General features: G+C 48.1%; 22 protein-coding genes and 2 pseudogenes. All 24 read left to right on the top strand.

Annotation, left to right across the window (positions count from 1 at the left end):
- Positions 1 to 4: 4 nt before the first annotated feature.
- Positions 5 to 982, top strand: coding sequence for a DHH family phosphoesterase (locus tag ASL14_RS01175; RefSeq protein WP_134910086.1), 978 nt, complete (start codon positions 5 to 7; stop codon positions 980 to 982).
- Positions 979 to 1,914: a tRNA pseudouridine(55) synthase TruB gene (gene truB / locus ASL14_RS01170; RefSeq protein ID WP_134910084.1), complete on the top strand. Its 936-nt coding sequence runs from the start codon at positions 979 to 981 to the stop codon at positions 1,912 to 1,914. The genes ASL14_RS01175 and truB overlap by 4 nt, the downstream gene beginning before the upstream one ends.
- A gap of 57 nt (positions 1,915 to 1,971) precedes the next feature.
- Positions 1,972 to 2,910, top strand: coding sequence for a bifunctional riboflavin kinase/FAD synthetase (locus ASL14_RS01165; RefSeq protein WP_134910082.1), 939 nt, complete (start codon positions 1,972 to 1,974; stop codon positions 2,908 to 2,910).
- Between the two features lie 132 nt (positions 2,911 to 3,042).
- Positions 3,043 to 3,312, top strand: coding sequence for a 30S ribosomal protein S15 (gene rpsO / locus ASL14_RS01160; protein WP_025684966.1), 270 nt, complete (start codon positions 3,043 to 3,045; stop codon positions 3,310 to 3,312).
- Between the two features lie 247 nt (positions 3,313 to 3,559).
- Positions 3,560 to 5,662, top strand: coding sequence for a polyribonucleotide nucleotidyltransferase (gene pnp, locus ASL14_RS01155; protein ID WP_134910080.1), 2,103 nt, complete (start codon positions 3,560 to 3,562; stop codon positions 5,660 to 5,662).
- 199 nt (positions 5,663 to 5,861) lie between these two features.
- Positions 5,862 to 6,898 (top strand): annotated as a pseudogene (locus tag ASL14_RS01150) (polysaccharide deacetylase family protein).
- Positions 6,899 to 6,964: 66 nt separating this feature from the next.
- The gene (locus ASL14_RS01145) at positions 6,965 to 8,230 is read left to right on the top strand and encodes a M16 family metallopeptidase (protein WP_134910078.1); all 1,266 of its coding nucleotides are present in this window, start codon (positions 6,965 to 6,967) and stop codon (positions 8,228 to 8,230) included.
- Entirely contained in the window at positions 8,208 to 8,654 is a 447-nt protein-coding gene (dut, locus tag ASL14_RS01140) for a dUTP diphosphatase (RefSeq protein WP_134910076.1), read from the top strand. Before ASL14_RS01145 ends, dut begins: the two co-directional genes overlap by 23 nt.
- Before the next feature lie 220 nt (positions 8,655 to 8,874).
- Positions 8,875 to 9,828 carry a dipicolinate synthase subunit DpsA gene (dpsA, locus tag ASL14_RS01135; protein WP_134910074.1) on the top strand — a complete coding sequence of 318 codons (954 nt, stop codon included), beginning with the start codon at positions 8,875 to 8,877 and terminating at the stop codon, positions 9,826 to 9,828.
- Positions 9,770 to 10,363, top strand: a complete 594-nt coding sequence (locus ASL14_RS01130; RefSeq protein WP_044644831.1) for a dipicolinate synthase subunit B — start codon at positions 9,770 to 9,772, stop codon at positions 10,361 to 10,363. The genes dpsA and ASL14_RS01130 overlap by 59 nt, the downstream gene beginning before the upstream one ends.
- A gap of 134 nt (positions 10,364 to 10,497) precedes the next feature.
- The gene (locus ASL14_RS01125; protein WP_134910072.1) at positions 10,498 to 11,535 is read left to right on the top strand and encodes an aspartate-semialdehyde dehydrogenase; all 1,038 of its coding nucleotides are present in this window, start codon (positions 10,498 to 10,500) and stop codon (positions 11,533 to 11,535) included.
- A gap of 36 nt (positions 11,536 to 11,571) precedes the next feature.
- The gene (gene dapG / locus ASL14_RS01120; RefSeq protein ID WP_134910070.1) at positions 11,572 to 12,789 is read left to right on the top strand and encodes an aspartate kinase; all 1,218 of its coding nucleotides are present in this window, start codon (positions 11,572 to 11,574) and stop codon (positions 12,787 to 12,789) included.
- Positions 12,790 to 12,829: 40 nt separating this feature from the next.
- The gene (dapA, locus tag ASL14_RS01115) at positions 12,830 to 13,711 is read left to right on the top strand and encodes a 4-hydroxy-tetrahydrodipicolinate synthase (protein WP_134910068.1); all 882 of its coding nucleotides are present in this window, start codon (positions 12,830 to 12,832) and stop codon (positions 13,709 to 13,711) included.
- Between the two features lie 353 nt (positions 13,712 to 14,064).
- Positions 14,065 to 15,744: a ribonuclease J gene (locus tag ASL14_RS01110; RefSeq protein ID WP_134910066.1), complete on the top strand. Its 1,680-nt coding sequence runs from the start codon at positions 14,065 to 14,067 to the stop codon at positions 15,742 to 15,744.
- A 237-nt stretch (positions 15,745 to 15,981) separates the two neighbouring features.
- The gene (locus tag ASL14_RS01105; protein WP_134910064.1) at positions 15,982 to 16,836 is read left to right on the top strand and encodes a ClpP family protease; all 855 of its coding nucleotides are present in this window, start codon (positions 15,982 to 15,984) and stop codon (positions 16,834 to 16,836) included.
- Entirely contained in the window at positions 16,833 to 17,045 is a 213-nt protein-coding gene (locus tag ASL14_RS01100) for a YlzJ-like family protein (protein ID WP_134910062.1), read from the top strand. The genes ASL14_RS01105 and ASL14_RS01100 overlap by 4 nt, the downstream gene beginning before the upstream one ends.
- A 103-nt stretch (positions 17,046 to 17,148) precedes the next feature.
- On the top strand, positions 17,149 to 19,818 hold the full coding sequence (locus ASL14_RS01095) for an FtsK/SpoIIIE family DNA translocase (RefSeq protein ID WP_134910060.1): 2,670 nt from the start codon (positions 17,149 to 17,151) through the stop codon (positions 19,816 to 19,818).
- Between the two features lie 223 nt (positions 19,819 to 20,041).
- The gene (sleB, locus tag ASL14_RS01090; RefSeq protein ID WP_134910057.1) at positions 20,042 to 20,893 is read left to right on the top strand and encodes a spore cortex-lytic enzyme; all 852 of its coding nucleotides are present in this window, start codon (positions 20,042 to 20,044) and stop codon (positions 20,891 to 20,893) included.
- A 157-nt stretch (positions 20,894 to 21,050) separates the two neighbouring features.
- A complete protein-coding gene (gene yfmF, locus ASL14_RS01085; protein WP_134910055.1) occupies positions 21,051 to 22,331 on the top strand; it encodes an EF-P 5-aminopentanol modification-associated protein YfmF in 1,281 nt (426 codons plus the stop codon).
- 3 nt (positions 22,332 to 22,334) lie between these two features.
- On the top strand, positions 22,335 to 23,615 hold the full coding sequence (gene yfmH / locus ASL14_RS01080; RefSeq protein ID WP_134910053.1) for an EF-P 5-aminopentanol modification-associated protein YfmH: 1,281 nt from the start codon (positions 22,335 to 22,337) through the stop codon (positions 23,613 to 23,615).
- Positions 23,615 to 24,402, top strand: a pseudogene (gene ymfI, locus ASL14_RS01075) (elongation factor P 5-aminopentanone reductase). Before yfmH ends, ymfI begins: the two are co-directional and overlap by 1 nt.
- A gap of 106 nt (positions 24,403 to 24,508) precedes the next feature.
- The gene (locus tag ASL14_RS01070; RefSeq protein ID WP_014281144.1) at positions 24,509 to 24,763 is read left to right on the top strand and encodes a DUF3243 domain-containing protein; all 255 of its coding nucleotides are present in this window, start codon (positions 24,509 to 24,511) and stop codon (positions 24,761 to 24,763) included.
- A 238-nt stretch (positions 24,764 to 25,001) separates the two neighbouring features.
- A complete protein-coding gene (locus ASL14_RS01065; RefSeq protein WP_431089361.1) occupies positions 25,002 to 25,775 on the top strand; it encodes a DUF3388 domain-containing protein in 774 nt (257 codons plus the stop codon).
- A 30-nt stretch (positions 25,776 to 25,805) separates the two neighbouring features.
- A complete protein-coding gene (locus ASL14_RS01060; RefSeq protein ID WP_134910051.1) occupies positions 25,806 to 26,924 on the top strand; it encodes a helix-turn-helix domain-containing protein in 1,119 nt (372 codons plus the stop codon).
- Positions 26,925 to 26,997 lie beyond the last annotated feature (73 nt).

The following is a 26,997-nucleotide window of genomic DNA, read 5'->3' as shown; positions in this document are numbered from 1 at the left end:
GGCAATGCATACCTATGAACAGGCGCTTCAACAAGCGAAGGAATTTATTCTGGAGCATGATGATTACCTGATCGTATCGCATGTACAGCCGGACGGAGACGCAGTCAGCTCCACCGTAACGGTGGGCTGGCTTCTCTCATGTCTGGGGAAGAAATTTACCATGCTGAATGAGGGGCCTATCCCGAAGCGCATGGATTTTTTATGGCATGCCGATGAGATTATGGATATGAGCCAGCAACCGCCGGAACGGAAATACAACCGGATTATTTGCGTCGATTGTGCAGATTTCCGTCGTGTTGGTCTGACAGAGCAGTTTTTTGCGGAAGATGCTATCATTTTGAATATTGATCATCATCCAACGAATGATGCGTATGGCACAGTTAATGTGATTAAGTCGGATGCTGCGGCAACGGCAGAAATTCTTTTTGATTTACTGGAAAAGTTTGCGATCAACTGGGACGTTGAAGTGGCGACGGCTGTATATACCGGGCTGCTGACGGACACAGGAGGCTTCAGGTATTCGAACACTTCACCCAAGGTTATGTCTACGGTGTCACGATTGCTCGCTTATGGTGTAGACGGTCCTTATCTCTCCGAGAGTCTGCTGGAAGAAATGACCTTCCCGCAAATGAAGGTGCTGACCAAAGCATTGCAAACGCTTGAAATTTCGAAGGATGGTAAAATCGCCTGGGTGGTTGTAACCCCTGATGATATGAAGGATTGCGGAGCTGTTAATGAGGATTTGGAAGGTATCGTCAATTATCCGAGAAATATTCGCGGCGTTGAAGTAGGCATTTTCTTTAAAGTGATTAGTGATCAAGCGGTCAAAGCCAGCATGAGATCGGCAGGTAATGTTAACGTATCTGCGCTTGCCCAGTCATTTGGGGGCGGGGGGCATGTACGTGCTGCCGGTTGCCGTCTGGAGGGTAAGTTGGAGGATATTATTGAGATCGTTGTAGGGCGGGTGAAGGCCGAGCTATGAAGCCGATGAAGCAGGAACAGGCAAATTGGGAAGGAGTACTACCCGTTTACAAACCCGCTGGATTCACCTCCCACGATGTGGTGGCCAAGGCTCGCCGTTTGCTGGGAATGAAGCGAATCGGACATACAGGAACACTTGATCCTCAGGTGACGGGCGTGCTGCCGTTGTGTCTGGGACGTGCTACCCGTGTAGTTGAATACATGCAGGAGCTACCTAAGGAATACCATGCAACGTTACGCTTGGGGATTGCCACGGATACGGAGGACCTTACGGGTACGATTACTGAAGAGTGTGACCGTCCGGTAGAGGTTACAGAAGAGGAAGCGAAAGCGGTTCTGGAGCGTTTTGTCGGTACGATTTCCCAAGTGCCGCCAATGTACTCTGCGCTCAAAGTGGATGGCAAACGTCTATACGAGCTGGCCCGAGAAGGCAAAACCGTGGAGCGTAAAAGCCGTGAAGTGACCATTTACGAGCTGGAAATGACGGGATTCGCGGATACGGGATCCCATGTGGATATTTCTTTTCGTGCATTATGCTCCAAAGGAACTTATATTCGCACGCTATGCGTCGATATCGGCCGCGCCTTGGGATATCCTTCGACGATGGTCAAGCTGGAACGTACCATGTCTGCGGGGATTCCTGCAGATCGTTGTTTAACATTTGAAGAAATTGAACGCTACGTAGCGGATGGTAGCCTGGGTGAGCGGCTTATTGCCACTGATGAGGCCATTAACTATATGCCTGATCATACGGTAGCCGAAGTGAAGGCTGCTGCTGCTCTTCAAGGTCAGCGTTTGTCACTAAGCATGATTTCACCGCCTGTGACGGACAGCCAGCCCTTCCGTTTGTATAAAGAGGATCGAACGTTTTTGGGCATATATGGACAGGATGAATCAGGGGCTATCGCGCCAATTAAAGTTTTTTTACCTTGAATTGTGCTATAATTTTGACGAAGTTAGTCAAATGATGTGAAATGCAGGTGAAATAATATGATTACCGTATCGTTATCTTATCCATTGAGCGATGAGCTTTTGCACCAATGGGGACGTTCACAGGTCACGGCGATCGGTCAGTTTGACGGTCTTCATCTTGGACACGCAAGTGTCATACGAAAGGCTGTCGAGCTGGCTCGGGAACAGAAAGTGCCGGTATCTGTTATGACATTTCATCCTCACCCGAAGGAAGTCATGAAAAAAGGCGACTATGAAGGCTATTTGACCCCGCTTGTGGACAAGCAGGATATTTTGGCCGATATGGGTGTGGACGTGCTTTATATTTTGAGTTTTGACGAGGACTTTTCCAAAGTTAGCCCTGAGGCGTTTATCACGGACATCCTGCTTCCACTGCAGATTCAAACAGCAGTAGTGGGCTTTGATTTCCGGTTTGGCTACCGGGGAGCCGGACATGAGCATACACTTCGGGAGCTGGGAGGAGAACGAATGTCCGTCCACACCGTACCGCCATTCGAGCTGGCTGGGGAAAAAGTGAGTAGCTCCGGCATCCGCCGTGCCTTGCATACAGGAGATTTAACGCATGCCTCTCGCTGGCTGGGACGCCCATATCGCATTCGGGGCACCGTAATGGATGGAGAGAAGCGAGGACGTACCATCGGCTTCCCGACAGCCAATCTCAAGCTGGATGATACTTACGTGATTCCAGTCAAAGGCGTATACGCTGTGAGGGCACTGGTAGGTGATCGTTGGGTATGCGGGGTAATGAATGTAGGAGTTAAGCCTACTTTTCATGAAGGTGTGCTGAATCCGTCGTTTGAGGTTCATCTGTTTGATTTTGATCAGCAGATTTATGGTGAGCCTGTGCTTGTTGAGCTTCATCATTACATTCGTCCTGAGCGCAAATTCTCTTCAGTGGACGAGTTGATTACCCAGATTGGCAATGACGTACAAACGGCTAAAAAGCTGTTAGGCTAATTTATTTACATAAGACAGGCGCTGTGTTATACTGACTTATGTTGTGTAAACAACGATGAACCTTGGCTTGGTTGTCTGCTTTCACCGGCGGCTACGAGGCTAATGGCGATTATAATGAAGGAGGTGAACAGGATGGCATTGACTCAAGAGCGTAAACAGCAATTGATCGAGGAGTACAAAACTCATGAATCCGATACAGGATCTGCTGAGGTACAAATCGCTATCCTTACTGAAAACATCGTTAACTTGCAAAGCCACTTTCGTTCGCATAAGAAAGACCATCACTCCCGCCGCGGGTTGTTGAAAATGGTCGGTCAGCGTCGTAAACTTTTGGCTTACCTGAAGAAGACTGATGTTAAACGTTACAGTGCGTTGATCGAGCGTCTCGGACTGCGTCGTTAATTTTCAGACATGTAATGAGAAAAGAAGCCTGGTTGTTCACCGCTTGTCCCTGCTAAGGCGACGGCGGACAGCAGCCGGGTTCTTTTTTGAAGTAAGGAATTATTTTTGACGTACAGATCCTTTAGAAGTGCGAGTCTAGTAAGGTTCCTGGTGCTTATAATGCATAGGGCTTCTTATGAATTAGGCCCGCGCAGGAAATACTGGATATGTATAGAACTTTTACAATGGAATGAAATGGAGGGATACCATGGAGCAACGTGTGGAAATGCAGCTCGGCGGAAGAAAGCTGGTGCTGGAAACAGGACGTCTTGCGAAACAGGCCAATGCGGCAGTTAAAGTAAGCTATGGCGAAACGGTTGTTCTCTGTACCGTGACCGCTTCCAATGCGCCGAAAGATTTGGACTTTTTCCCGCTGACGGTGAACTATGAAGAAAGATTGTATGCTGTGGGAAAAATTCCAGGCGGATTTATTAAACGGGAAGGACGCCCGAGTCAAAAAGCGATTTTGTCCAGCCGTCTGACAGACCGTCCGATTCGCCCATTGTTCCCGGAAGGCTTCCGGAATGATGTACAGGTACTAAACCTGGTGATGAGTGTCGATCAGGATTGTGAGCCGGAAATTGCAGCGATGATCGGAACCTCGGCAGCGCTTAGCATTTCGGATGTACCTTTTAATGGACCGATTGGCGGAGTCGCTGTAGGACGTGTGGACGGACAATTCGTGATTAACCCGGACATTGCGCAGCAGGATGCAAGCGATCTGTACCTGGTTGTAGCCGGAACAAAAGATGCTATCATGATGGTAGAAGCGGAAGGTAACGAAATTCCGGAAGAAGCCATGCTGGAAGCAATCATGTTTGGACATGACGAGATCAAGAACATTGTGGCAGTCATTGAGCAACTGGTTCAAGTGGCAGGTAAAGAAAAAATGCAGGTTAAACTGCATGCTGTCGATGAAAAAGTGAACAGCGAAGTTCGTGCTTATGCAGCCGAACGTTTGGTGGAAGCCGTCAAAATTGTAGAAAAACATGCCCGTCAAGAGGCGATTGATGCAGTCAACGAAGAGACGGTTGCACACTTTGAAGCACAATACATAGAGACGCCTGAGCTTTTGAAAGACGTGAGCGAAGTTCTCTATGATATCGTTAAAGAAGAAGTCCGTCGTCTGATTACGCATGATAAAGTGCGTCCTGACGGTCGTAAGCTTGACGAGATTCGTCCGATCGAAAGCGACACGAGCATTCTGCCGCGTACGCATGGCTCGGGCTTGTTCACACGCGGTCAAACGCAAGCGCTTAGCGTTTGTACACTTGGCGCATTGGGTGATGTACAAATTTTGGACGGCATTGATTTGGAAGAAACGAAGCGTTTCATGCATCATTACAATTTCCCTCCATTCAGTGTAGGCGAGGCTCGTCCTTTGCGTGCGCCGGGTCGTCGTGAAATTGGACATGGTGCTCTTGGTGAGCGTGCGCTTTCCAAAGTCATTCCTTCTGAAACTGAATTTCCATATACGATTCGTCTCGTTTCCGAAGTGCTGGAATCGAATGGCTCGACTTCCCAGGCTAGTATTTGCGCGAGCACACTGGCTATGATGGATGCGGGTGTACCGATCAAGGCTCCGGTTGCAGGTGTAGCGATGGGATTGATCAAGGACGGGGATCATGTTTCTGTGTTGACCGATATCCAGGGCATGGAAGATCACCTGGGTGATATGGACTTTAAAGTGGCTGGTACAGCAAAAGGCGTAACTGCTATTCAAATGGATATCAAGATTAACGGTATCGACCGTAACATTTTGCAGGATGCGCTCAATCAAGCCAGAGAAGGACGTCTGTTCATTCTTAGCAAAATGATGGAAGCCATCCAGACGCCGCGTGAGCAATTGTCTCCGTATGCGCCGAAAATTATGACGATGCACATTAACCCGGATAAAATCCGTGATGTTATTGGTGCGGGTGGTAAAATCATTAACAAAATCATCGAAGAAACCGGCGTAAAAATTGATATCGAACAAGATGGTCGTGTATTCATCGCTTCCACAAACCAAGAGATGAATGAAAAGGCGCGTTCCATTATTGAAGGTATCGTGAAAGAAGTCGTGATCGGAGAGATTTACATCGGCACAGTGAAACGGATTGAAAAATTCGGTGCGTTCGTCGAAATTTTACCGGGCAAGGACGGTCTGGTTCATATTTCCCAACTGTCTACTGAACGTGTAGCCAAAGTTGAGGATGTAGTTGCTATTGGAGATACGATTACGGTGAAAGTAACCGAAATTGATCAACAAGGCCGTGTCAATTTGTCCCGCAAAGCGGTTCTGACGGCTGAGGCTCCTGCAAAGTCCTAGTACCTGCGTACAGCGGATCGCTATAACAGGAGTGCTGTTCGTTTTTACAGAACACTCGGGATTAGAAATAGCATTGTTTAAGCTTTTGGAAAGAGGCAGAGCTACGTTTCTGGCTCTTTTTTCATACATAATCACAAGCTGTGTCGAAGTGGGCTTTCAGGCGCTTGCTGCGTCATAGTTCTTGTCCTCCCCGCATACAATGTGGACAAACGGGCGGGAGGATGAAGGGATCATGAGAAAGGCAGAGAGAGCAGCGTGGGTTGTAGCCAGTCTGGCCATTACGCTGGTGATTGGACAGTTTAGCGGGGTACGTGAGTATGTAAGCCAACTACGCGCCGGATACAGCACGGAAACGAGTGAGCCCGAGGCTACAACAACGATGGCGGTCGCGGCTTTACCTGATAATGCACTCATGCAGCGACTGCGATCAGAGGCTGCCCGGCAAAGACGGGAGCCGGTTGATGCCAAAGTCGATCGGGTATGGAAGGCTATTCCTGGCTATAACGGCTTGGAGGTTGACCTGGATGCGACTTATCGTAAAGCAATTGCGGCTCCAGATCGACCCATACAGTACGTATATCGGCAGCTTGCGCCCAAAGTACATTTGAATCAGCTTGGTAATGTCCCGATTTACCGGGGAAATCCCGAGAAGCCGATGGTTTCTTTCATGATCAATGTGGCTTGGGGAAACGAGTATATCATGCCTATACTGGATACGCTGGATCAGGAAAAGGTCAAGGCTACGTTTTTTTTCGATGGTAGCTGGCTGAAAAAAATCCTGAACTCGCTAAAGAAATTCAAAAAAGAGGACATGAGCTTTCGAACCATGCATACTCCCATCCGAATATGAGCCGTCTGAGCAGGGAAAGGGCTACACAGGAAATAGAGAAGACACAAGTGCTTCTTCAGGAAATTTTAGGTGTGAAAAATAGCTGGTTTGCACCGCCGTCTGGCGATTTTAATCAGGAAACTGTCGATTTAGCAGCAGGTATGGGGCTTAAAACAGTTCTGTGGACACTGGATACAGTGGACTGGAGGCATCCTTCACCGGAATCGGTAATTGCTAAAATCAGTAGCAAGGTCGAATCGGGATCACTGATTTTGATGCATCCGACAGATTCTTCATCGGCAGCTCTCAAAGGTATGATTCGTGCCATTCGCAGCAAGGGACTGGTACCTGGAACCGTCAGTCAGACGCTTTCCCCTGATCGGCAGCTACCTGCTCCGGTTGAGTGAACGTCTTTTTTCTGTTAGGATTGAACATTATGGCAAAGTTTGCAATTCAGTTTAGGAGGGCCAATCATGGAAAGAATTCAACTCAAAAACGGCCTAAGAGTGGTCATTGAAAAAATTCCAACCGTGCGTTCCGTTTCTTTCGGCATATGGGTTAAAACCGGCTCCCGAAATGAAACCCCGGACAATAACGGTATTTCTCATTTTATTGAACACATGCTTTTCAAAGGAACAGAGCGTTTTGACGCGAAGGAAATTGCCGAGCAATTTGACGCCATCGGAGGAAATGTTAATGCATTCACTTCGAAAGAATATACGTGCTATTATGCAAAAGTGCTGGATGAGCATCTGCCGATTGCGGTTGATGTACTGTCCGATATGTTTTTTAATTCTAAATTAGATCATGAAGAGCTGGCAAAAGAGAAGAACGTGATCCTGGAGGAAATCTCTATGTACGAGGACACACCGGACGATATGGTGCATGATCTCTTGTCACGCGCAGCCTATGGCGACCATCCGCTGGCTTACCCCATTCTCGGTACCGAAAAGCATTTATTAGCTATGGACAGCTCCCATCTCAGCAACTATATGAAAGAACACTATACAATCGACAATACGGTCATCAGTGTGGCTGGTAATATTGATGATAGTCTGGTAGAGCTACTGGAGCGTCACTTTGGGCACTTTGATAACCATGGAACAGCTTCGCCCCTGACGGTGCCTGCGTTTAACGGTGAACTGTTGTATCATGAAAAGGCAACGGAGCAGAATCATATTTGCTTGTCCCTGCCCGGATTTGCAACAGGTGACGATCTACAGTATGCTATGGTATTGCTGAACAACGCGATCGGCGGCGGTATGAGCTCACGTCTGTTCCAGGAAATTCGGGAAAAGCGCGGGCTGGCTTATTCGGTCTATTCCTACCATAGCTCCCACGCGGACAGTGGTATGTTTACCCTTTATGCCGGTACAGCTCCCAAGCAGACGAAGGATGTGCTGGATCTGACGCTTGAACTGCTACGTGATGTGGCTGTCAAGGGACTGGACGATAACGAGCTTCGTAAGGGCAAGGAGCAGTTAAAAGGAAGCCTGATTTTAAGCCTTGAGGGCACAGGAAGCCGGATGAATCGTCTTGGGAAAAATGAGTTGATGCTAGGGCAGCATTACACGCTGGATCAAATGATCGAACACATTGAGCAAGTGACAGCCGATGATGTGAACAAGGTACTGGACCGGATGTTCTCGGAGCCGTTTGCCCTGTCGATGGTTGGAGCGAGTGATTCAGCGGTTAAGGATATGAGGAGGGACTATTTTGTTAACTTACGTGGAAATTAACAGACTTGGGGGCAATGAGGATATTGAGCTGCCCCGTAAAATGTCAGAGCTTGCATCCGGGTTTGACCTGTATGCTGCGGTGCAAGAGGACTTAGTTCTGGAACCAGGCAAGCGTTGTCTTGTTCCAACCGGATTCGCTATAGCAATGCCGGCAGGACTGGAGGCACAAATCCGTCCGCGCAGCGGACTGGCTCTCAAGCATGGTATTACCTGTCTCAACACACCGGGAACCATTGATGCGGATTATCGTGGGGAGATTAAGGTACTGCTTATCAATTTGGGCGAGGAACCATTCACGATTACGCGTAATGAGCGAATTGCACAAATGGTATTTCAGGCTGTACCTGAGGTAGAGCTGAAGCAGGTAGAACATTTGTCTGAAACGGTGCGTGGTGCTGGAGGCTTTGGTCATACCGGTCGCTAAGTTCACAGTTTCTTTTTAAACGGTAGAATGTCACGGTATTAATCAGCATTTTGTGAATGTAACGGAATTGTCGATTTTAAAGCTGGAGCATAAATAACATATGAAAATGGATACACATGAAAGCCGTCCCGAATAGGGCGGTTTTTTTGTGTTTCTTCACCTATCTATGGGTGTCTGCATAGACTAAAAGCATATCGTGTCTCGGAAAGGAGTGATCCGGATGCTAACAGGAATACGCATCGTTGTCTTGGGTGGCGATGCGAGGCAGCTTGAGGTAATCCGCAAATGTGTAGACATGGATGCTACCGTCAGCGTGGTCGGCTTTGACCAGCTTGAAGAGCCGCTCAGAGGAGCATCACGGGAGTCGTTGTCTGTCAAGCTGCTGGAATCGGCAGATGCGCTAGTGTTGCCAGTGGTGGGATGCGATGAGGAAGGCAATGTGAATGCACTTTTCGGAGCGCAAAAGCTGCAGTTTCTGAATGAGCACGCCGCTGCTCTTCCGCCACACTGCGTCGTATATACGGGGATGGCGCGGACGTACTTAAAAGAAATTTGTGCCAGACATGATTTAAAACTGGTGGAGCTGTTGGAAAGAGACGATGTGGCCATATATAACTCAATACCTACGGCGGAAGGCGCACTGATGATGGCGATTCAGCATACGGATTTTACGATTCATGGTGCAAATTGTGTGGTTCTGGGCATGGGACGGACTGGATTTACCATGGCAAGGGCGCTACAAGGATTGGGAGCCAGAGTGAAGGTCGGGGTGCGTCGGGCGGAGGATGCGGCAAGAGCGGTGGAAATGGGCTGGAAGCCTTTTATGACAAGGGATTTGGCGGATGAGACTCAGGGAGTTGACTTGATTTTTAATACGATACCCTCTATGATTATCACAGCGCAAATCCTGTCTAAATTGCCACAGAGCACCGTGATTATTGACCTTGCTTCCGCCCCGGGCGGATGTGATTTCCGTTTTGCGGAAAAGCGTGGAATCACGGCAATGCTAGCCCCCGGCCTTCCCGGTATTGTCGCTCCCAAAACTGCTGGTGCCATTATAGCGAATACGCTGGTGCAGTTGTTAATGGAAGATAATCCTGATCGGGGGATGCGTAATGAGTTGGCAAGGGAAAACGGTAGGTTATGCAATTACAGGCTCACACTGCACATTTGAAGAGGTTATGCCTGTGATACAGCGTTTTGTTGACGAGGGTGCGAAGGTCGTTCCCATTATATCCAATACGGTATTAACAACGGATACCCGCTTCGGTACTTCGCAAAGTTGGCAAAAACAGTTGAAAGATATAACAGGGAATGATATCATTTCTACAATTGTGGAGGCTGAGCCACTGGGTCCCTCCCAAATACTCGATGTACTGGTGATTGCGCCCTTGACGGGGAATTCGATGAGTAAGCTGGCGAACGCCATGACAGACAGTCCGGTTCTGATGGCCGCCAAGGCGCAATTGCGCAACGGTCGTCCGCTTCTTTTGGCCATATCAACCAATGATGGGCTTGGCTTGAATGCTGCGAATATCGCCAAGTTACTGGTAGCCAAAAATATATTTTTTGTGCCGTTCGGACAGGACAATCCAGTTAAAAAGCCCAATTCACTTGTGGCTGACATGGAGCTGATTCCGGAAGCCGCTTACGCTGCTATGCAGGGCAAACAGCTTCAACCGATGATTGTGGAACGCAAGACCCCATGATGTACTATAGTTAACTGCTGAGCATCCCTCGCCTAGAAGATGATTCGATGATGCATCGGGTCTGATTTCTTGTTGGCAGTGGATGCTTTCAGAATAAAAAATGGTTTTTTAGTCGAGAAGGGGAGATACACCAGATGAGCAATAGAAAGTTTAATGTAGCTGTCGTTGGAGCGACAGGCGCTGTAGGAGAACAAATCGTAAGTCTGCTGGAAAAACGGGATTTTCCTGTGGATAAAATTAAATTTCTTTCTTCGCCTCGTTCTGCCGGCACTTTAATTAGCTTTAAAGGTCAGCAAATTCCAGTAGAAATTGCAACCCCCGACAGCTTTGAAGGAATCGACATTGCCTTGTTCAGCGCAGGCGGAGACGTAAGTAAGGAACTGGCACCACATGCTGTTCGTCATGGTGCGGTTTGCATTGACAACACAAACGCCTTCCGCATGGACCCTACAGCTCCTCTTGTCGTTCCTGAGGTGAACAGCGACAAAATTGCCGAGCATCAGGGGATTATTGCCAACCCGAACTGCTCCACCATCCAGATGGTAGCTGCTTTGAAACCATTATATGATCAGTATGGCATTTCCCGTATCATCGTATCCACATATCAAGCGGTGTCCGGGGCTGGAAGTCGTGCCATTGATGAACTGAATCGTCAAAGTGCAGCGATCCTTAACGGTGAAGAAGTACAGCCTGATCTGCTGCCAGTCGGCTCATTGCCGGTGAAGCATCAGATCGCTTTCAATGCTATCCCGCAAATCGACAAATTCCAGGACAATGGCTATACACTGGAAGAAATGAAAATGGTTCGTGAAACGAAAAAAATATTAGATGATGAATCCGTGGACGTAACAGCAACGTGTGTCCGTATTCCTGTCGTATACGGACACTCCGAATCCGTCTATGTAGAGCTTAAAAAAGATTATGATTTGGAAGAAATCCGCAATCTGCTTGCTTCGGCACCGGGTGTAACACTGGTAGACGATCCTGCTGCGCAACTCTATCCGCTGGCATCCGAAGCCGCAGGGAAACCTGATGTATTCGTAGGACGTGTACGCCGTGATTTGGGCAACAGCCGTGGATTGAATCTGTGGGTTGTATCCGACAACCTGCTCAAGGGAGCGGCATGGAACGCGGTGCAAATCGCCGAGATTATTGCTGCAAATGCGGAGTAAAGTTCCTGAAGCAGGGAGTAAGATGGGGGAAAAACAATGAGTATTTTAGTTCAGAAATTTGGGGGCACCTCGCTGTCCACACCCGAAGCGCGTCAACTGGTGTTGGGACATGTCAAGCGGGAGCTGGAACAAAATGTTCAACTGGTTGTCGTTGTGTCGGCCATGGGGCGGAAAGGAGAGCCTTATGCCACCGACACGCTGCTTGATTGGGCTGCGTCTAACGGCGACAGTCTTCCTAGGCGCGAACGGGATTTACTGCTGTGCTGTGGTGAAATCATTTCTGCCGCTACATTATGCAGCCTGATGGAAAATGAAGGTATTCCTGCTACGGTGCTGACCGGGGCACAAGCGGGCTTTATTACGGATAATCAATACGGCAATGCTCGTATTTTGGATATAAAGCCAGACCGTATCGTGGAAGAGCTGAACCAGGGTCGAGTTGTCATTGTGACAGGCTTCCAGGGACAGACTGCAAACGGTGATATGACCACCTTGGGTCGTGGAGGCAGCGATACTTCCGCTACCGCTCTGGGTGCTGCTCTACATGCGGATATGGTAGATATATATACAGATGTGAACGGCATCTTGACCGCCGATCCGCGCATTGTAGAAAATGCAAAGCCGCTTGCCCATGTCAGCTATACGGAGATTTGTAATATGGCTCATCAGGGGGCTAAGGTTATCCACCCCCGTGCCGTTGAAATCGCCATGCAGGCGAATATTCCGGTTCGGGTTCGTTCTACCTTTTCCGAAGGGGAAGGAACGCTGGTCACCCATCCGGAGGGCTTTAAGGACGTACAGGCAGACATCGTTGACCGTTTCGTGACCGGTATTGCGTATGTCGGCAACGTCACACAAATTACCGTAGAATTAAAGCATGGCTCGGAGCATTTGCAATTACAAGTATTCAAATCCATGGCTGAGCATGGAATCAGCGTCGATTTTATTAATGTAACTCCATCCGGGGCAGTTTATACCGTGTTCGATAATGATGGAAGCAAAGCGGTTGAAGTATTGAACGGACTGGGCCTGGAGCCTAAAATTTTGGCAGGATGCGCTAAAGTATCCGTCATAGGCGGCGGTATCAATGGGGTACCGGGCATTATGGCGACGATTGTAGAGGCATTGGCAGAATCAGACGTACAGATTCTTCAATCGGCAGATTCCAACACAACAATTTGGGTACTCGTAAAAAAAGAAGATATGGTGCAGGCTGTACGCGCATTGCATAATAAATTTGAACTCCATCAATAGGCGCAATGTCCGTGCTCGGACTTGCAAAAAAGGAGGCAGCATGGTGAACTTCGGCAGACTGATTACCGCAATGGTGACACCTTTTGATCAGCAAGGAGAGATTGACTGGACTGCATTGTCCTCGTTGGTTGATTATTTAATAGAAGAACAACATTCGGAGTCTCTTGTCGTATCAGGAACGACGGGCGAGTCTCCAACCCTGAGCGATGATGAAAAAATCAAGTTGTTTGCATTTACTGTAGAAAAAGCAGCCGGACGATGTAAAATCATTGCCGGTACCGGTAGCAACAATACACGTCACTCCATTCATCTGACCCGTGCTGCGGAGCAGGCGGGGGTAGACGGTATTTTGCTGGTAGTGCCTTATTACAATAAACCGAATCAGGAAGGGATGTATCAGCATTTTGAAAGTATTGCAAATTCCACATCCCTTCCAGTCATACTGTATAATGTACCAAGCCGTACCGCAGCCAGCCTGACCGTAGAAACGACGCTGCGTCTTGCGCAAATCCCTAACATTGTAGGAACCAAAGAATGCGCGTCGCTGGCGCAGGTCACACAGATTGCAGCCGCAGCTCCGGAGGGATTCTTCATTTATTCGGGGGATGACGCTTCCGGGTTGCCTGCTATGGCTGTAGGGGCTTATGGTATTATCAGCGTGGCGAGTCATGTAGTAGGCGCAGAAATGAAGCAGATGATTGATGCACTTGTAGGGGGAAACGCACAGCAGGCAGCAAAATTGCATCAGCAGTTGTTTCCGGTTTTCAAGGGTTTGTTCGGCTGTCCTCATCCGCTACCTAATCCGGTGGCTGTAAAATATGCGTTGGAGTTACGGAATGTTTCGGTCGGTTCTGTCCGGTTGCCGCTTATTCCTCCGACCGAAGAGGAAGCGGAATTTATTAAAAAGTTATTTGCCCGCTAATCGGCAAAAATGACTTTGAAATATTAAATGAATATGGGAAATCATCCTTGTTAAAGGTAGCCGGGAGTAAAAAACCGGAGGATTTGTATAGTCTGACAAGGTACTTCGGCATGAGGGCGTTCTTATAGGGCGCCCTTTTTGTCGTACCTTTTAACCATGCATAAAGATAATTGAACAGGGAGTAATGGTTTTAGACGGGAGCGGGAAACCTATGCGTAACGAACAGGATGACTTGTTTTTTCTTATTTTAATCATGTATAATGGGGTCAAGTGACTGGGTGCGGTATTCTTTTGAAAATTAAATAAATAAATCAAGGTACGACGTCCAACTACCATAGGAGGTTTAGATTCATTTGTCTAAAAAAACAAACAACGATAAATTGATGATTTTCGCTTTGGGCGGCGTCGGTGAAATCGGGAAAAATATGTATGTCATTCAATACGGCAATGACATTGTCGTGGTGGATTCGGGTCTGAAATTCCCGGAAGAGGACATGCTTGGTATTGATATCGTTATTCCTGATATTTCCTACCTTACGGAGAACCGCGACAAAGTAAGAGGCATAGTGCTGACTCATGGTCATGAGGACCATATCGGCGGTTTGCCTTACGTGCTGAAACATTTGAACGTACCGGTATACGGTACCAAATTGACGCTGGGACTGGTGGAAAACAAGCTGAAGGAAGCGAATCTGCTTGGCGAAACCAAACGTATTTTGATCAATGCTGATTCCGAAATCAAACTGGGTTCCACGCTGAAAGCAACATTCTTCAGAACTAACCACAGTATTCCGGATTCGGTGGGTGTATGTATTGATACTCCTGAGGGCGCTGTTGTTCATACAGGTGACTTCAAGTTTGATCATACTCCGGTTAACGGACAATATGCAGATTTGCAGCGTATGGCTGAAATCGGCACACGTGGCGTACTGGCTCTTTTGTCAGACAGCACCAATGCGGAAAAACCTGGCTTTACTCCATCGGAAAAGAGCGTCGGCATCGTGCTGGAAGACATTTTCCGTAAGTCGAAACAGCGTGTAGTTGTAGCTACTTTTGCTTCCAACGTACACCGTATTCAGCAGGTCATTAATGCTGCGGAATCGACAGGACGCAAAGTGACGGTTATCGGTCGCAGTATGGTTAATGTCGTAGGGATTGCTTCCGATTTAGGCTATTTGGAAATTCCGGATGGAATGCTGATTGAGCCTGAGGAAGTTGGCAAAATGTCAGCGGATCGCGTAGTTATTCTCTGCACAGGTAGCCAAGGCGAACCGATGTCCGCTTTGACAAGAATGGCACGTTCCACACATCGTAAGGTGGATATTCTTCCTGGAGATTCGGTCATCATTGCTGCTACACCTGTACCGGGTAATGAAAAATATGTCGGTCGCACGATTGATGAATTGTTCCGTTTAGGTGCCAATGTTTATTACAGCGCAGCTAATCCGGGAATTCACGTTTCCGGACACGGAAGCCAGGAAGAACTCAAACTGATGCTGAATCTGATGAAACCCAAATTCTTCTTGCCAATTCATGGTGAGTTCAGAATGCAACGTCGTCATGCCCTCCTTGCCGAATCGGTAGGTGTAGAGCCAGACAACATTTTCATCACGGATATCGGTGAAGTTATTGAAATTCAGAACGGTGGAGCACGCAGAGCTGGTAAGGTTACAGCGGGCAACGTGTTAATCGACGGACTGGGTGTAGGAGATGTAGGGAATATCGTATTACGCGACCGTAAATTGCTGTCACAGGACGGTATTTTGGTTGTTGTTGTCACCCTGAGCAAGCAGGACGGCACCATCAAGTCCGGGCCGGATATTATTTCCCGCGGTTTCGTATATGTCCGCGAATCGGAAGGATTGCTGGATGAAGCGAATCGCATTGTCTCAAGCACACTGCATAAGCTCATGAGCGAGAATGTAAATGAATGGGCTTCCCTTAAAACAAACGTCAAGGATGCGCTGGGTCGCTTCTTGTATGAGCAAACTCGTCGCAGACCGATGATTTTGCCAATCATTATGGAAGTGTGAGTCAATTGAAATTTGCTCGAAAACCTGAATTAAAAACTTAAGTCACAGGCACACAGTCGCCTCTCTTCCCGCAGGAAATATTGGACGGTTTCCGCGGGAGGGGAGGCTTTTTTGGCTTTTCCGGGTGAGGAAATAGGGGAAGCCATGGGGGCGGGTATAAAATATTCCATTTCCATCCCATACTATAGGGTGAATACGGGTCACAAAGACGCGTAAAGCGAAAGGAAGATTACCCACATGGAACAATACAGCAACCTATCATCCGGCAGACAGGAAACGGAAGCACCGGATCAACCTATGCCTGAAGTCGGGCAAAGACCCATTTCCCCCGCAATGGAGGCCTTGCAGCAACTGGGACAAACCTCCATGCCCGGAAGCGAATCGAATATTTTTTGCATGACAATTATCGGTCAGATTGAAGGACATTTGATTTTGCCACCCCAAAACAAAACGACCAAATACGAGCACATTATTCCCCAACTGGTGGCAGCAGAACAAAACCCCCGTATTGAAGGCTTAATGATACTGCTGAATACAGTAGGCGGGGATGTAGAGGCCGGACTGGCTATTGCTGAAATGATCGCTTCAATGAGTAAACCGACGGTAACGATTGTCATTGGAGGAGGGCATAGCATCGGTGTACCTATCGCTGTCTCTTCCACCTATTCTTATATTGCCGAGAGCGCGACAATGACCATTCACCCGATTCGTATGAACGGTTTGGTCATTGGGGTGCCACAAACGTTTGAATATATGGAAAAAATGCAGGAGCGTGTTGTGCGTTTTGTGGTTTCCCACTCGCGTATTACCGAGGAGCGGTTTAAGGAGCTTATGTTTAAAACCGGTGAACTGAATCGGGATATTGGTACCGCGGTTGGAGGAGCCGATGCAGTGAAGTATGGCTTAATGGACGCCGTTGGTGGCATCGGAGAAGCGTTGAAACAACTGAACACCATTATTGAATCGCGTCGTCAGCAAAACGGAATTACAGGGACTCAGCAGCAGGCTCCGTTCGTACCTTTTCCCCCCAATGCTACAGGGAATCCGACTGGAACGCTCCCAAATGAGCATAATGGGGAGTTGCCCCAATGACATTATATACGGTAATGCCAATGGAAATGGTGTGGGAGGGCATGTGGAAGGAGACGGAGACGTTCGCGGAGGTTCGGGTTGACGGTTTACTCATGCAGGTACAGCCGCTCGAAAGTCGCAGGGGGATTATCGTCCGATTGCTGGACTGTCCACTGGAAACTTACCTTAATCCGCGTTATGAGCCTGGACAAGTCATCGAATGGTCGTAGAAGGTGTCGAGTAGGACGAAAATAGGTCGTTTAATGTCGAAAAAGAACATATGTGCGGATACCCAGTGACGTGGTATAATATTCTTCTGGGGGGTGACCTTGAATGTCCAGAAGAAGGAAAAGGAAAAAGAAAGCCGCGTTTGGCGGAGTTCTAAAATTCGAAATTTACGGCATTGTGCTGATTACATTGGCGGTCATTGCGCTGTCGGGTGAAGCGGCGGTCGGTCGCTCGCTATCCAAGATGTTCGGGCTTGTACTGGGGAAATTTTATTTTGTCTTACCCCTGATCGGCATTTATTACGGTCTGATGGTGATGATTCATCGCAAATGGCCGAACCAGTGGAACTCGCGTAAAACGGGATTGCTACTGCTGGTATTTGCCTTTACGCTCATGAGCTCTATTTCATCTATGGAGCAGCGTTTGGGGCCGATCAATGCACTTCAACCGGGCGGAGTGATGAGCCAGATACATATAGATATGCGTGAGCAGTTGCTGTCACCTGACAAGGAAGGCCATACCTCAATGCTGAACAAGGATATTAGCGGGGGGTACATCGGGGCATTGCAGCTTACTGTGCTGTTGTGGCTGTTTGGTCTTACGGGTGCCAAGCTGATTATGATTGTAATGTTTGTGATTTGCTTTATGTTGCTGACCCAGCTATCTTATGTGGATCTGGTGCGCATTGTTCGGACGAAGCTGCTGGCGGCAGGGGGAAGCGTTCGGAAAAAATGGATTGGTAAAGCCACTCCACTTTCGGCATCCGGCAGAGGTACCGGGAATAAAAAAATCAAGTCCGAGTCGATTCCTGCTTATGAGGAAGATATGGATGATGATTTTGATGAAATGCAGCCTCCGGCGCGTAAGCAGCCGATTTTCTTTCAGCTGTTTGGCCTGAAAAAATCAGCTGGAGAGGACGAGAATGATCGTTCCGTTCATGCTGACGAGGATGATCATGAAGCTGAGGAAGCACAGCCCTTGTGGAGAAATGCCAAGCAAGCAGATGAATTGTCCGATACTGCTGAAAACTTGGATGAGGAAGCTTCTGTTCCGATAAAAAGGTCACCGATTATTCGGGATTTCTTCGAGCAGGTGAAGCAAGAGGAAAGAAGACCTGAGGATGAATCTGAGGCATCCCTGGCTGGGTCAGAGCAGACGGATTCAACTTATGATGAGCCGCTGGATGACAACTTTATGGATGCCGCTGTAAATATAGATGCGGACAGTGCGGGAGCAACAGGTCATAATACACTGGACAGTACAACTGGACAGGCTAAAATGAACCCAACGGGGACATCAGGCGAAGAGGTTGAAGCCACAGTTGCTGCCATTCCTGCTCCACCGCCGCCCAAGCCCTACAAGCTCCCGTCGTTCCGTTTGCTTTCCAAACCACAAAACGTGGGCAAAGGCCTTGGGCAAAAGGATTACATGCAAACGGCACGCAAGCTGGAGGCCACGTTGGAGAGCTTTGGCGTACGGGCGAAGGTACTGGAGGTGGTCCGTGGACCTGCGGTGACGCGCTATGAAATTCAGCCGGACATTGGTGTGAAGGTTAGCCGCATTGTGAGTCTGACGGATGACATTGCGCTTGCGCTCGCTGCGAAGGATATTCGTATGGAGGCTCCAATTCCGGGTAAATCGGCTATCGGCATTGAGGTTCCGAATAATGAGGTTTCTATTGTAACGATGCGTGAGGTTATGGAGACGACCATTTTCCAGGAGTCTGTATCCAATTTGTCCATTGCCTTTGGACGTGATATTGCAGGACAGACGATTGTTGGTAATTTGGCCAAGATGCCCCATTTGCTTGTAGCAGGAGCTACCGGTTCGGGTAAATCGGTGTGTATCAACGGTATCATCACGAGTATCTTGTACAAGGCGAAGCCGGATGAGGTTAAATTCCTCATGGTCGATCCTAAAATGGTGGAGTTAAACGTGTACAACGGGATTCCGCATTTGTTGGCGCCTGTCGTTACCGATCCGAAGCGCGCTTCACTCGCTTTGAAAAAAATTGTAGTAGAAATGGAAAAACGTTACGAGTTATTTTCCAAATCAGGAACCCGTAACATTGAAGGGTATAATAATTTGATGAAAGACAATCCTGCTGCGTTTCTGCCTTACATCGTCGTCATTGTGGACGAGTTGGCGGATCTGATGATGGTAGCTGCGGGGGATGTGGAGGATGCGATTGCACGACTAGCCCAAATGGCGCGTGCCGCAGGCATTCATCTTATCATTGCAACGCAGAGACCGTCTGTTGATGTAATTACCGGGGTTATCAAAGCCAATATTCCTTCGCGTATTGCCTTTGGTGTGTCCTCGCAGGTGGATTCCCGTACAATACTGGACATGGGAGGAGCCGAGAAACTGCTTGGACGTGGGGATATGCTGTTCATGCCGATGGGCGCTTCCAAGCCGGTTCGCGTTCAGGGAGCGTTTATGAGCGATCAGGAAGTGGAGAACATCGTTAACTATGTGCGTGAGCAGGGTGAAGCGCAATATGATGAAACGCTTGTACCGGAGGTAGAGGAAGTATCGGCTGATGCCGATGAAATGCTGGATGAGCTGTACGATCAGGCCGTCAACATCATTTTGGAGGCCAAGCAGGCATCTGTATCTCTCCTTCAGCGCCGCATGAGGATCGGCTATACGCGTGCGGCCCGACTGATTGACTCTATGGAGGCTCGTGGAGTTATCGGTCCTTACGAGGGGAGCAAGCCCCGTGAGGTGCTTATTTCAATGGAGCAATATCAGCAAAACAAAGTCAGTTCCTGACCATAGGCTTTACCGGAAATCGCATCCAAAATCGTTGTTTGTAAGTATGGTGTTGGTTTAAATTCGACAACACTATGCGTACAGACAGCGTTTTTTTGCTTTTTTTAGGAATAGGAGCAGTCGAATGAAAGAAGATTAAAAGGGTGAATAGCTTTAAGCAGAGCTTGTCATAATAAACGTAGCTATCCTGTTAATCCCACAAAAGAAAGGTAGAGCGCAGCATATGAAAAAGACAATGGTCTGGATTTGCACGGGTATTCTCGCAGCCTCGGCTATCACGTACACAGGACTTATTGCGAACGTCTCTGCGCAGCATGCAGAGCCGCTGAGCACACAGCAGGAAGTACAAGTAACAGAAACAGAGCCTTCTCAAGCGACATTTAGCACGGAGGCGGTTAATTACGGTTCCTATGGCCAGGATGTATATGAACTGCAATCCCGTTTGAAGCTGCTGGGCTTTTTCGGGGCGGAAGTGGACAGTCATTTTGGCAGCAGTACATTGAAGGCGGTTAAGGGCTTTCAAAAAGAGTTTGGCATCACCCCTGACGGAGCGGTCGGAGCAAAAACAAAGCTAAAGCTGGTGAATGCAACTCCTAATTGGAAACCGACGGAAACTCCTTTACATCGTAAAAATCAGGGTTCCGCTCAGGGACAGACAGCGGACAATAATAAACCGGATCAAAAAGATGAAACGATGGGATCGGCTAACACGATGGGGCTGTCTGACAACGATCTCAAAATTATGGCTAATGCAGTCTACGGTGAATCCCGTGGCGAGCCGTTTGAAGGACAGGTTGCCGTAGCGGCGGTCATTTTGAACCGTGTAAAATCACCCAGCTTTCCGAACACTCCGTCGGGAGTCATTTTTCAGCCCGGGGCTTTTACAGCCGTGGCAGACGGTCAGATATGGCTAACGCCAAATGAAACCGCACAGAAGGCGGTACGTCAGGCATTAAATGGCTGGGACCCGAGCGGAGGCTGCCTGTATTATTTTAATCCAAAAACAGCCACCTCCAAATGGATTTGGAGCCGTCCGCAGGTGAAGACCATCGGACAGCACATTTTCTGTATGTAAAACGCCGAAGCAGCCGGGAGCTTGTCTCCGGTTGCTTCTTGGCTTTTGCATCGTTAGAATAAAGATTGGCACACTTTACCTCTTTATAAGGAAGCATGACGGTAGCAGTTGCCCACCAAAGGATAGACGAAATTGACGTCACAAAGGAGTTTTGGACTTGAACAAAACAGGTTTCGAGCGTGGTACGAGCAGACAATTAAGGATTCATGTATTGCCGACCAAGCGCTTCAAGACGTTTGCCATATCATTGTATGTAGGAACTCCGCTACGGGAGGAAACCGTAACCCGAGTAGGTCTTGCGCCTTTTGTGCTGCGTCGTGGTACGGAATCATATCCTCAAACCACGCAATTTAGAGAGCAATTGGAGCAATTGTACGGTGCCGGCTTTGGATTCGATGTATATAAACGCGGAGATTATCAGATCGTGCAATTTCGCATGGATACCATTAATGACAGCTTCGTAAACAGCCCGGACAGCTTGCTCGATCGTTCGTTTGCCTTTCTTGGAGAAGTGCTGACGAAGCCTGCCTTGGAGAATGGCGCGTTTCAAACCGGATATGTCCAACAGGAACGGGAAAATGTACGGAAGAAGCTGGAATCTATAGTCAATGATAAAATCCGTTATGCGGGAGAGCGCTGCATGGAGGAAATGTGCAAAAATGAGCCTTATCGTTTGCATCCCCTCGGTCAGCGGTCTGATCTGGACAGTATAGATGCGAAGGGCTTGTATCAGGCTTATGGAGAATGGCTGAACAACGCCAGCATGGATTTGTATGTGGTTGGAGATACGACGTTGGAGGAAGTGGAGAAGTTCGTAGACCGCTATTTCCAACTGAACCGTTCGGAAGTAAAGGGCTATGCCCCTGAACAACCCAAAGCCGTGGAGCGTGATGTACAAACGGTGGTAGAGCGTCTTGATGTAAATCAGGGCAAGCTGAACATGGGATTACGCACCCCGATTACGTATGGTGATGATCGATATGCCTCTGCATTGATGTACAACGGGATTTTAGGCGGTTATCCTCACTCCAAGTTGTTCGTCAACGTGCGTGAGAAGGAAAGCTTGGCGTACTACGCCTCATCACGGTATGACGGGCACAAGGGCATAGGCACGATTCAATCCGGTATCGAAATTCCCAATTATGAAAAAGCGGTTACCATTATCCGCAAGCAATTGGAAGATACGCAAAATGGGGCGATTACCGAACTGGAGATGACTCAAACACAGGCGATGATCCGCAATTTATTGAAGGAAATGCAGGATTCCGCTTTTGAAATGATTGCTTACGATTTTAACAGACAGCTTTCCGGCAAAGAGCGGACGGTAGATGAGCTGCTGAGCCAGGTGGAGGCCGTCAAGGTGCAGGATGTTCAGGATGCCGCCCGGACGTTCCGACTGGACACCATTTATTTCTTGAGAGACCAGAAGGGGGAATAGCGGGTGGAGCACATACCTTATGAGCATTTGCAGGAAACGCTGTACTATGAAGTGATGGATAACGGATTACACGTCTATGTTTTGCCCAAACCGGGCTTTCAAAAGACATACGCTACATTTGCAACCAAATACGGTTCGGTCGATAATCATTTTCGCGTTGAAGGTCAGCAGCCGGTTAAGGTGCCGGATGGCATCGCCCATTTTTTGGAGCATAAAATGTTTGAAGAGCCTCAAGGCGATATTTTCGCTACTTTTTCCTCCAATGGAGCATCGGCCAATGCGTTTACGAGCTTTGATCAAACGGTATATCTATTTTCCGCAACCGAGCACATTCAGGAGAATTTGACCACACTGATCAATTTTGTACAGCATCCTTACTTTACAGATGAGAATGTGGAGAAGGAAAAAGGCATTATCGGCCAGGAAATCAATATGTATGAGGATAACCCGGACTGGCGGAGCTACTTTGGTCTGATCGAAGCGCTATACAAGGTCCATCCGGTGCATATTGATATTGCAGGTACCGTTCAATCCATCAGCACGATTACGAAGGAAACGCTGTATAGCTGCTATGAGGCTTTTTACCACCCGAGCAATATGATCCTTTTTGTGGTAGGCGGAGTGGACCCGGCAGAAGTAATAGAACTGGTGCGTAACAATCAGGCGAAAAAGGATTACAAGCCGCAAGGAGAGATTGAGCGGATTTTTGATGAAGAACCTGCTACTGTGGCAGAGAAGCGTCGTGAGGTAAAGCTGGCGGTTTCTCTGCCTAAGCTGTTGTTCGGATTCAAGGAAGCCAAGGTAGGCCTAACGGGAAAAGAACTGCTCCGTCATGATCTGGAGACCAAGCTGATGCTCGATCTCTTGTTCGGCTCCAGTACGCAACTGTACCAAAAGCTCTACGATGAGGACCTCATTTCAGACAGTTTCGGCCATGAGTACAACAGCACGCCACAGTATGCGTTTTCTGCTATCGGCGGAGATACAAAGGACCCGGATCGGCTGTTGGCGCGGATACGTGAAGAGGTGGAGTCCATCCAAAAACAGGGCTTCACGGCAGAACATTTTGAACGGGCACGTAAAAAGAAAATCGGCGGTTACCTGCGCATGCTCAATTCGCCTGAAAATATTGCGCATGAGTTTACGAGACATCGCTTTCGGGATAGTGATTTTTTCCAACTGCTCCCGGTCTATGAAAGCATTACGCTTGAGGATATTAACCGCCGTCTGAAAGATCATATCCAGTGGGATCAGATGGCTATATCGCTGGTGGTGAGTCCGTAATGTCCAGGGAGAGGGAACCGATAACCACCAAGGACGGGGAATTAAAAGCTATTGGTGATACGACTGTGCTGATCACAGGAGCAAGCGGCGGGATTGGAGCGGCTATTGCTGAGCGTTTTGCGGCTGTTGGGATGAACGTGGTCATTCACTACATGAAATCCCATGAAAAAGCGAATGAAGTTGCCCGTCGCTGTATGGCTTATTCAGGCAAGGTGATGACTGTGTCAGCGGACCTGCGGAGCAAGGAACAGATTGAACGCATGCGCGAGAAGCTGGAGAATCACGGGATGAAGCCAGATATTCTTGTGAATAACGCCGGATTATCTCATTATGGATTGCTGACGGATGTGTCGGAAGAGGAATGGGATGAAGTGATGGCCGTCAATGTGAAGGGAACCTTTCTGTGTACGCAGGTATTTATGCCACATATGATTTCCCAACGCTATGGCCGTATCGTGAATGTGTCATCTGTATGGGGAATATGCGGCGCTTCGTGCGAGGTGCTGTATTCCACAACCAAAGGGGGATTAACGCATTCACTAAAGCGCTGGCTCAAGAAGTTGCGCCTTCAGGAGTAACGGTTAATGCTGTAGCTCCGGGAGCGGTGGATACGTCGATGCTGGATCATCTGGACGAAGGGGAAATCTCCAGTCTCGAAGAAGAAATTCCTGCCGGTCGATTGGCTCGGCCTGATGAAATTTCGTCACTGGTTTATTTTCTGGCGCTTTCTGAATCGGGTTATATTAACGGGCAGGTCATAAGTCCTAACGGAGGATGGGTAACTTGATGGGAAGTACAGATTTTGGAGGAAACCTTCCAGTATAGTGAGCACCTGAGAAGAGCATATTATAACTGTTGATTTTAAATCTGAATCATCTAAGGAGGATTTAAGTATGTCAACAGTTGTTCAGAATTTCGATACCTGGAAGAAGTTCCTTGGTCAGCGTGTGGAACAGGCGGAGAAGCTAGGAATCAGCCAGGATACCATTTCAGAGCTTGCTTATGAAATCGGTGATTTTCTGGATGAGAAGGTCGATCCGGCTAACCACTCCAACCGCGCACTGAAAGAACTGTGGGGAGTTGCCGATGAGGACGAGCGTCACACTATCGCCCGGCTGATGGTCAAATTAGCCAAAAGCAACGCATAAGCAGGAACCAACATGAAAAGCTCCCTTTTGGGGGCTTTTCTGTAATGGTTACAGAGCTGTTCTTGTAATTCCGTTGTAATTTATATATCATAAACGTGATCGAGGCTTATGCGATTGTGTTGAATACAGGAAGCCTTTGTGGTCTCAATAATTGGTTTTGTCGAATGGTGTTATTTTATGATACAATAAGGCTTTGATTGGAAATGTTGACGGTTTTGAATGTGAATGAGGTGCTAATGTGACGGAAGAAATGAAACAGTGGTACATGGAGTACAAGATACATAAAAATCGTCCCGGATTGCTGGGAGACATTGCTTCCATGCTTGGTATTCTGGGGGTTAATATACTAACGATCAATGGTGTTGAAGGTGAAAGACGGGGGATGCTGCTGGAAACGGACGATGACGAGAAGATACGCATTCTCGGTGATACCTTAAAGAAGGCCAGCAATATTACAGTTACGGCCTTACGTACCCCGAAGCTGGTCGATATATTGGCAGTAAGACACGGACGTTACATTGACCGGGATTCGGATGACCGCAAAACATTCCGCTTTACACGGGAGGAGCTTGGGTTACTGGTCGATTTTTTGGGTGAAGTATTAAAGAGGGATGGCAATCAGGTCATTGGACTTCGAGGAATGCCCCGTGTGGGAAAAACCGAATCCATTATAGCCAGTAGCGTATGCGCCATGAAGCGCTGGACTTTTGTGTCTTCAACGCTGCTACGGCAGACGGTGCGCAGCCAGCTCTCCGAAGAGGAAATGAACCCTAACAATGTTTTTATTATTGACGGCATTGTGAGTACGATTCGGTCAAATGAAAGACATTATCACCTGCTTCAGGAAATTATGAGCATGCCGAGTACAAAGGTTATTGAGCATCCTGACGTTTTTGTACGTGAATCGGGATACAGCTTCGACGATTTTAATATCATTATTGAACTTCGCAATAATCCGGCTGAGGAAATTACTTATGATACCTTTACAGCCAGTTATACTGAAGATCTTTAAATAAGCGTAATTATACAAGGAGATGATGACATGTCAGAACTGGGTCAGCAATTAAAGGAGGCCCGGCTGCAAAAAGGATTGAGCCTTGACGATGTTCAGGAAATGACGAAGATACGCAAACGTTATCTGGAAGCCATTGAGACGGGCGATTACAAAGTGCTGCCGGGAAGCTTTTATGTCAGAGCTTTTATTAAAACGTACGCTGAAACGGTCGGTTTAAACCCCGACGAGATTCTGGAAGGACATAAAAGCAATGTGCCTGAACCGGAGCCGGAAGCTGTCATGGAGCCTGTGACACAGAAACGCTCCAGCCGTCCGGCTTCGATTGGAAATCTCAAATGGTTGCCGACAGCTTTAATGTGGCTTTTTCTGGTTCTTATTGTTGGGGTTATTTATGCTTATTGGGTGAGTAACAACCATACGGCTCCAAAAACAGCCGAGAATACAACACCGATTACGACACCGATTACGCCCGCTCCTGACAGCACTAATAAGGGGACTACGACACCGCCACAAAATACGACAACAACTCCTCCTCAGGGAAGCGGTCAGACGACAACGCCGAATAACGGTCAAACGGCAGCTCCCAATGGTGGCGGCGGACAAACCACTCCTGATACGGGACAAACGGGGCAAACCCAACCGGGAGGGACAGGTACAGGAACGGATACGACCACTCCTGACAGCAGCCAGCAGCCGAACACCACTACTCCGCAACAAGGTGTAACCGTGGCTCAGGATGGCAAGCAAGGTAAAACGACGATTTTCAAAGTTTCCAGTGCAACGGGAGCTACAGTCAAGGTCGATATTAAGGCAACGGGAGAAAGCTGGCTTGAAGTGTACAAGGGACAAAACTCACGTGGCGAAAAGCTGAGCTACGGCATGACCAAAAGCGGAGATGCTATGTCCTTTGACATCGGTCCGGAAGGTTTGTATATCAAATCAGGACGTTCTTCTGCCACGGATATTTCCGTAGCAGGTCAACCGATAACTGATAATAAATCGACGACTCGTGTTTTGATACAGCCAGGAGAGGCTTCTTCGACCGGAACGAGTGCCGGGGTGAGTGGTACTACTATGGATTCGACTACAGGCAGTACGAGTTCAACACAGAGCGGTACAACTTCTTCGACTACTGGCGGTGAATAAACCTTCTATTGCGCGGAAATACTAATGACTGTAATTCATGGGAAGCCAGTCATTTCATTTTCCGCAAAGTGAG

The organism is Paenibacillus sp. IHB B 3084, assembly GCF_001447315.1.
GTDB lineage: Bacteria > Bacillota > Bacilli > Paenibacillales > Paenibacillaceae > Paenibacillus.
The sequence above is the reverse complement of the archived record's forward strand: the minus strand, read 5'-3'. Positions and strand labels throughout refer to the sequence as shown.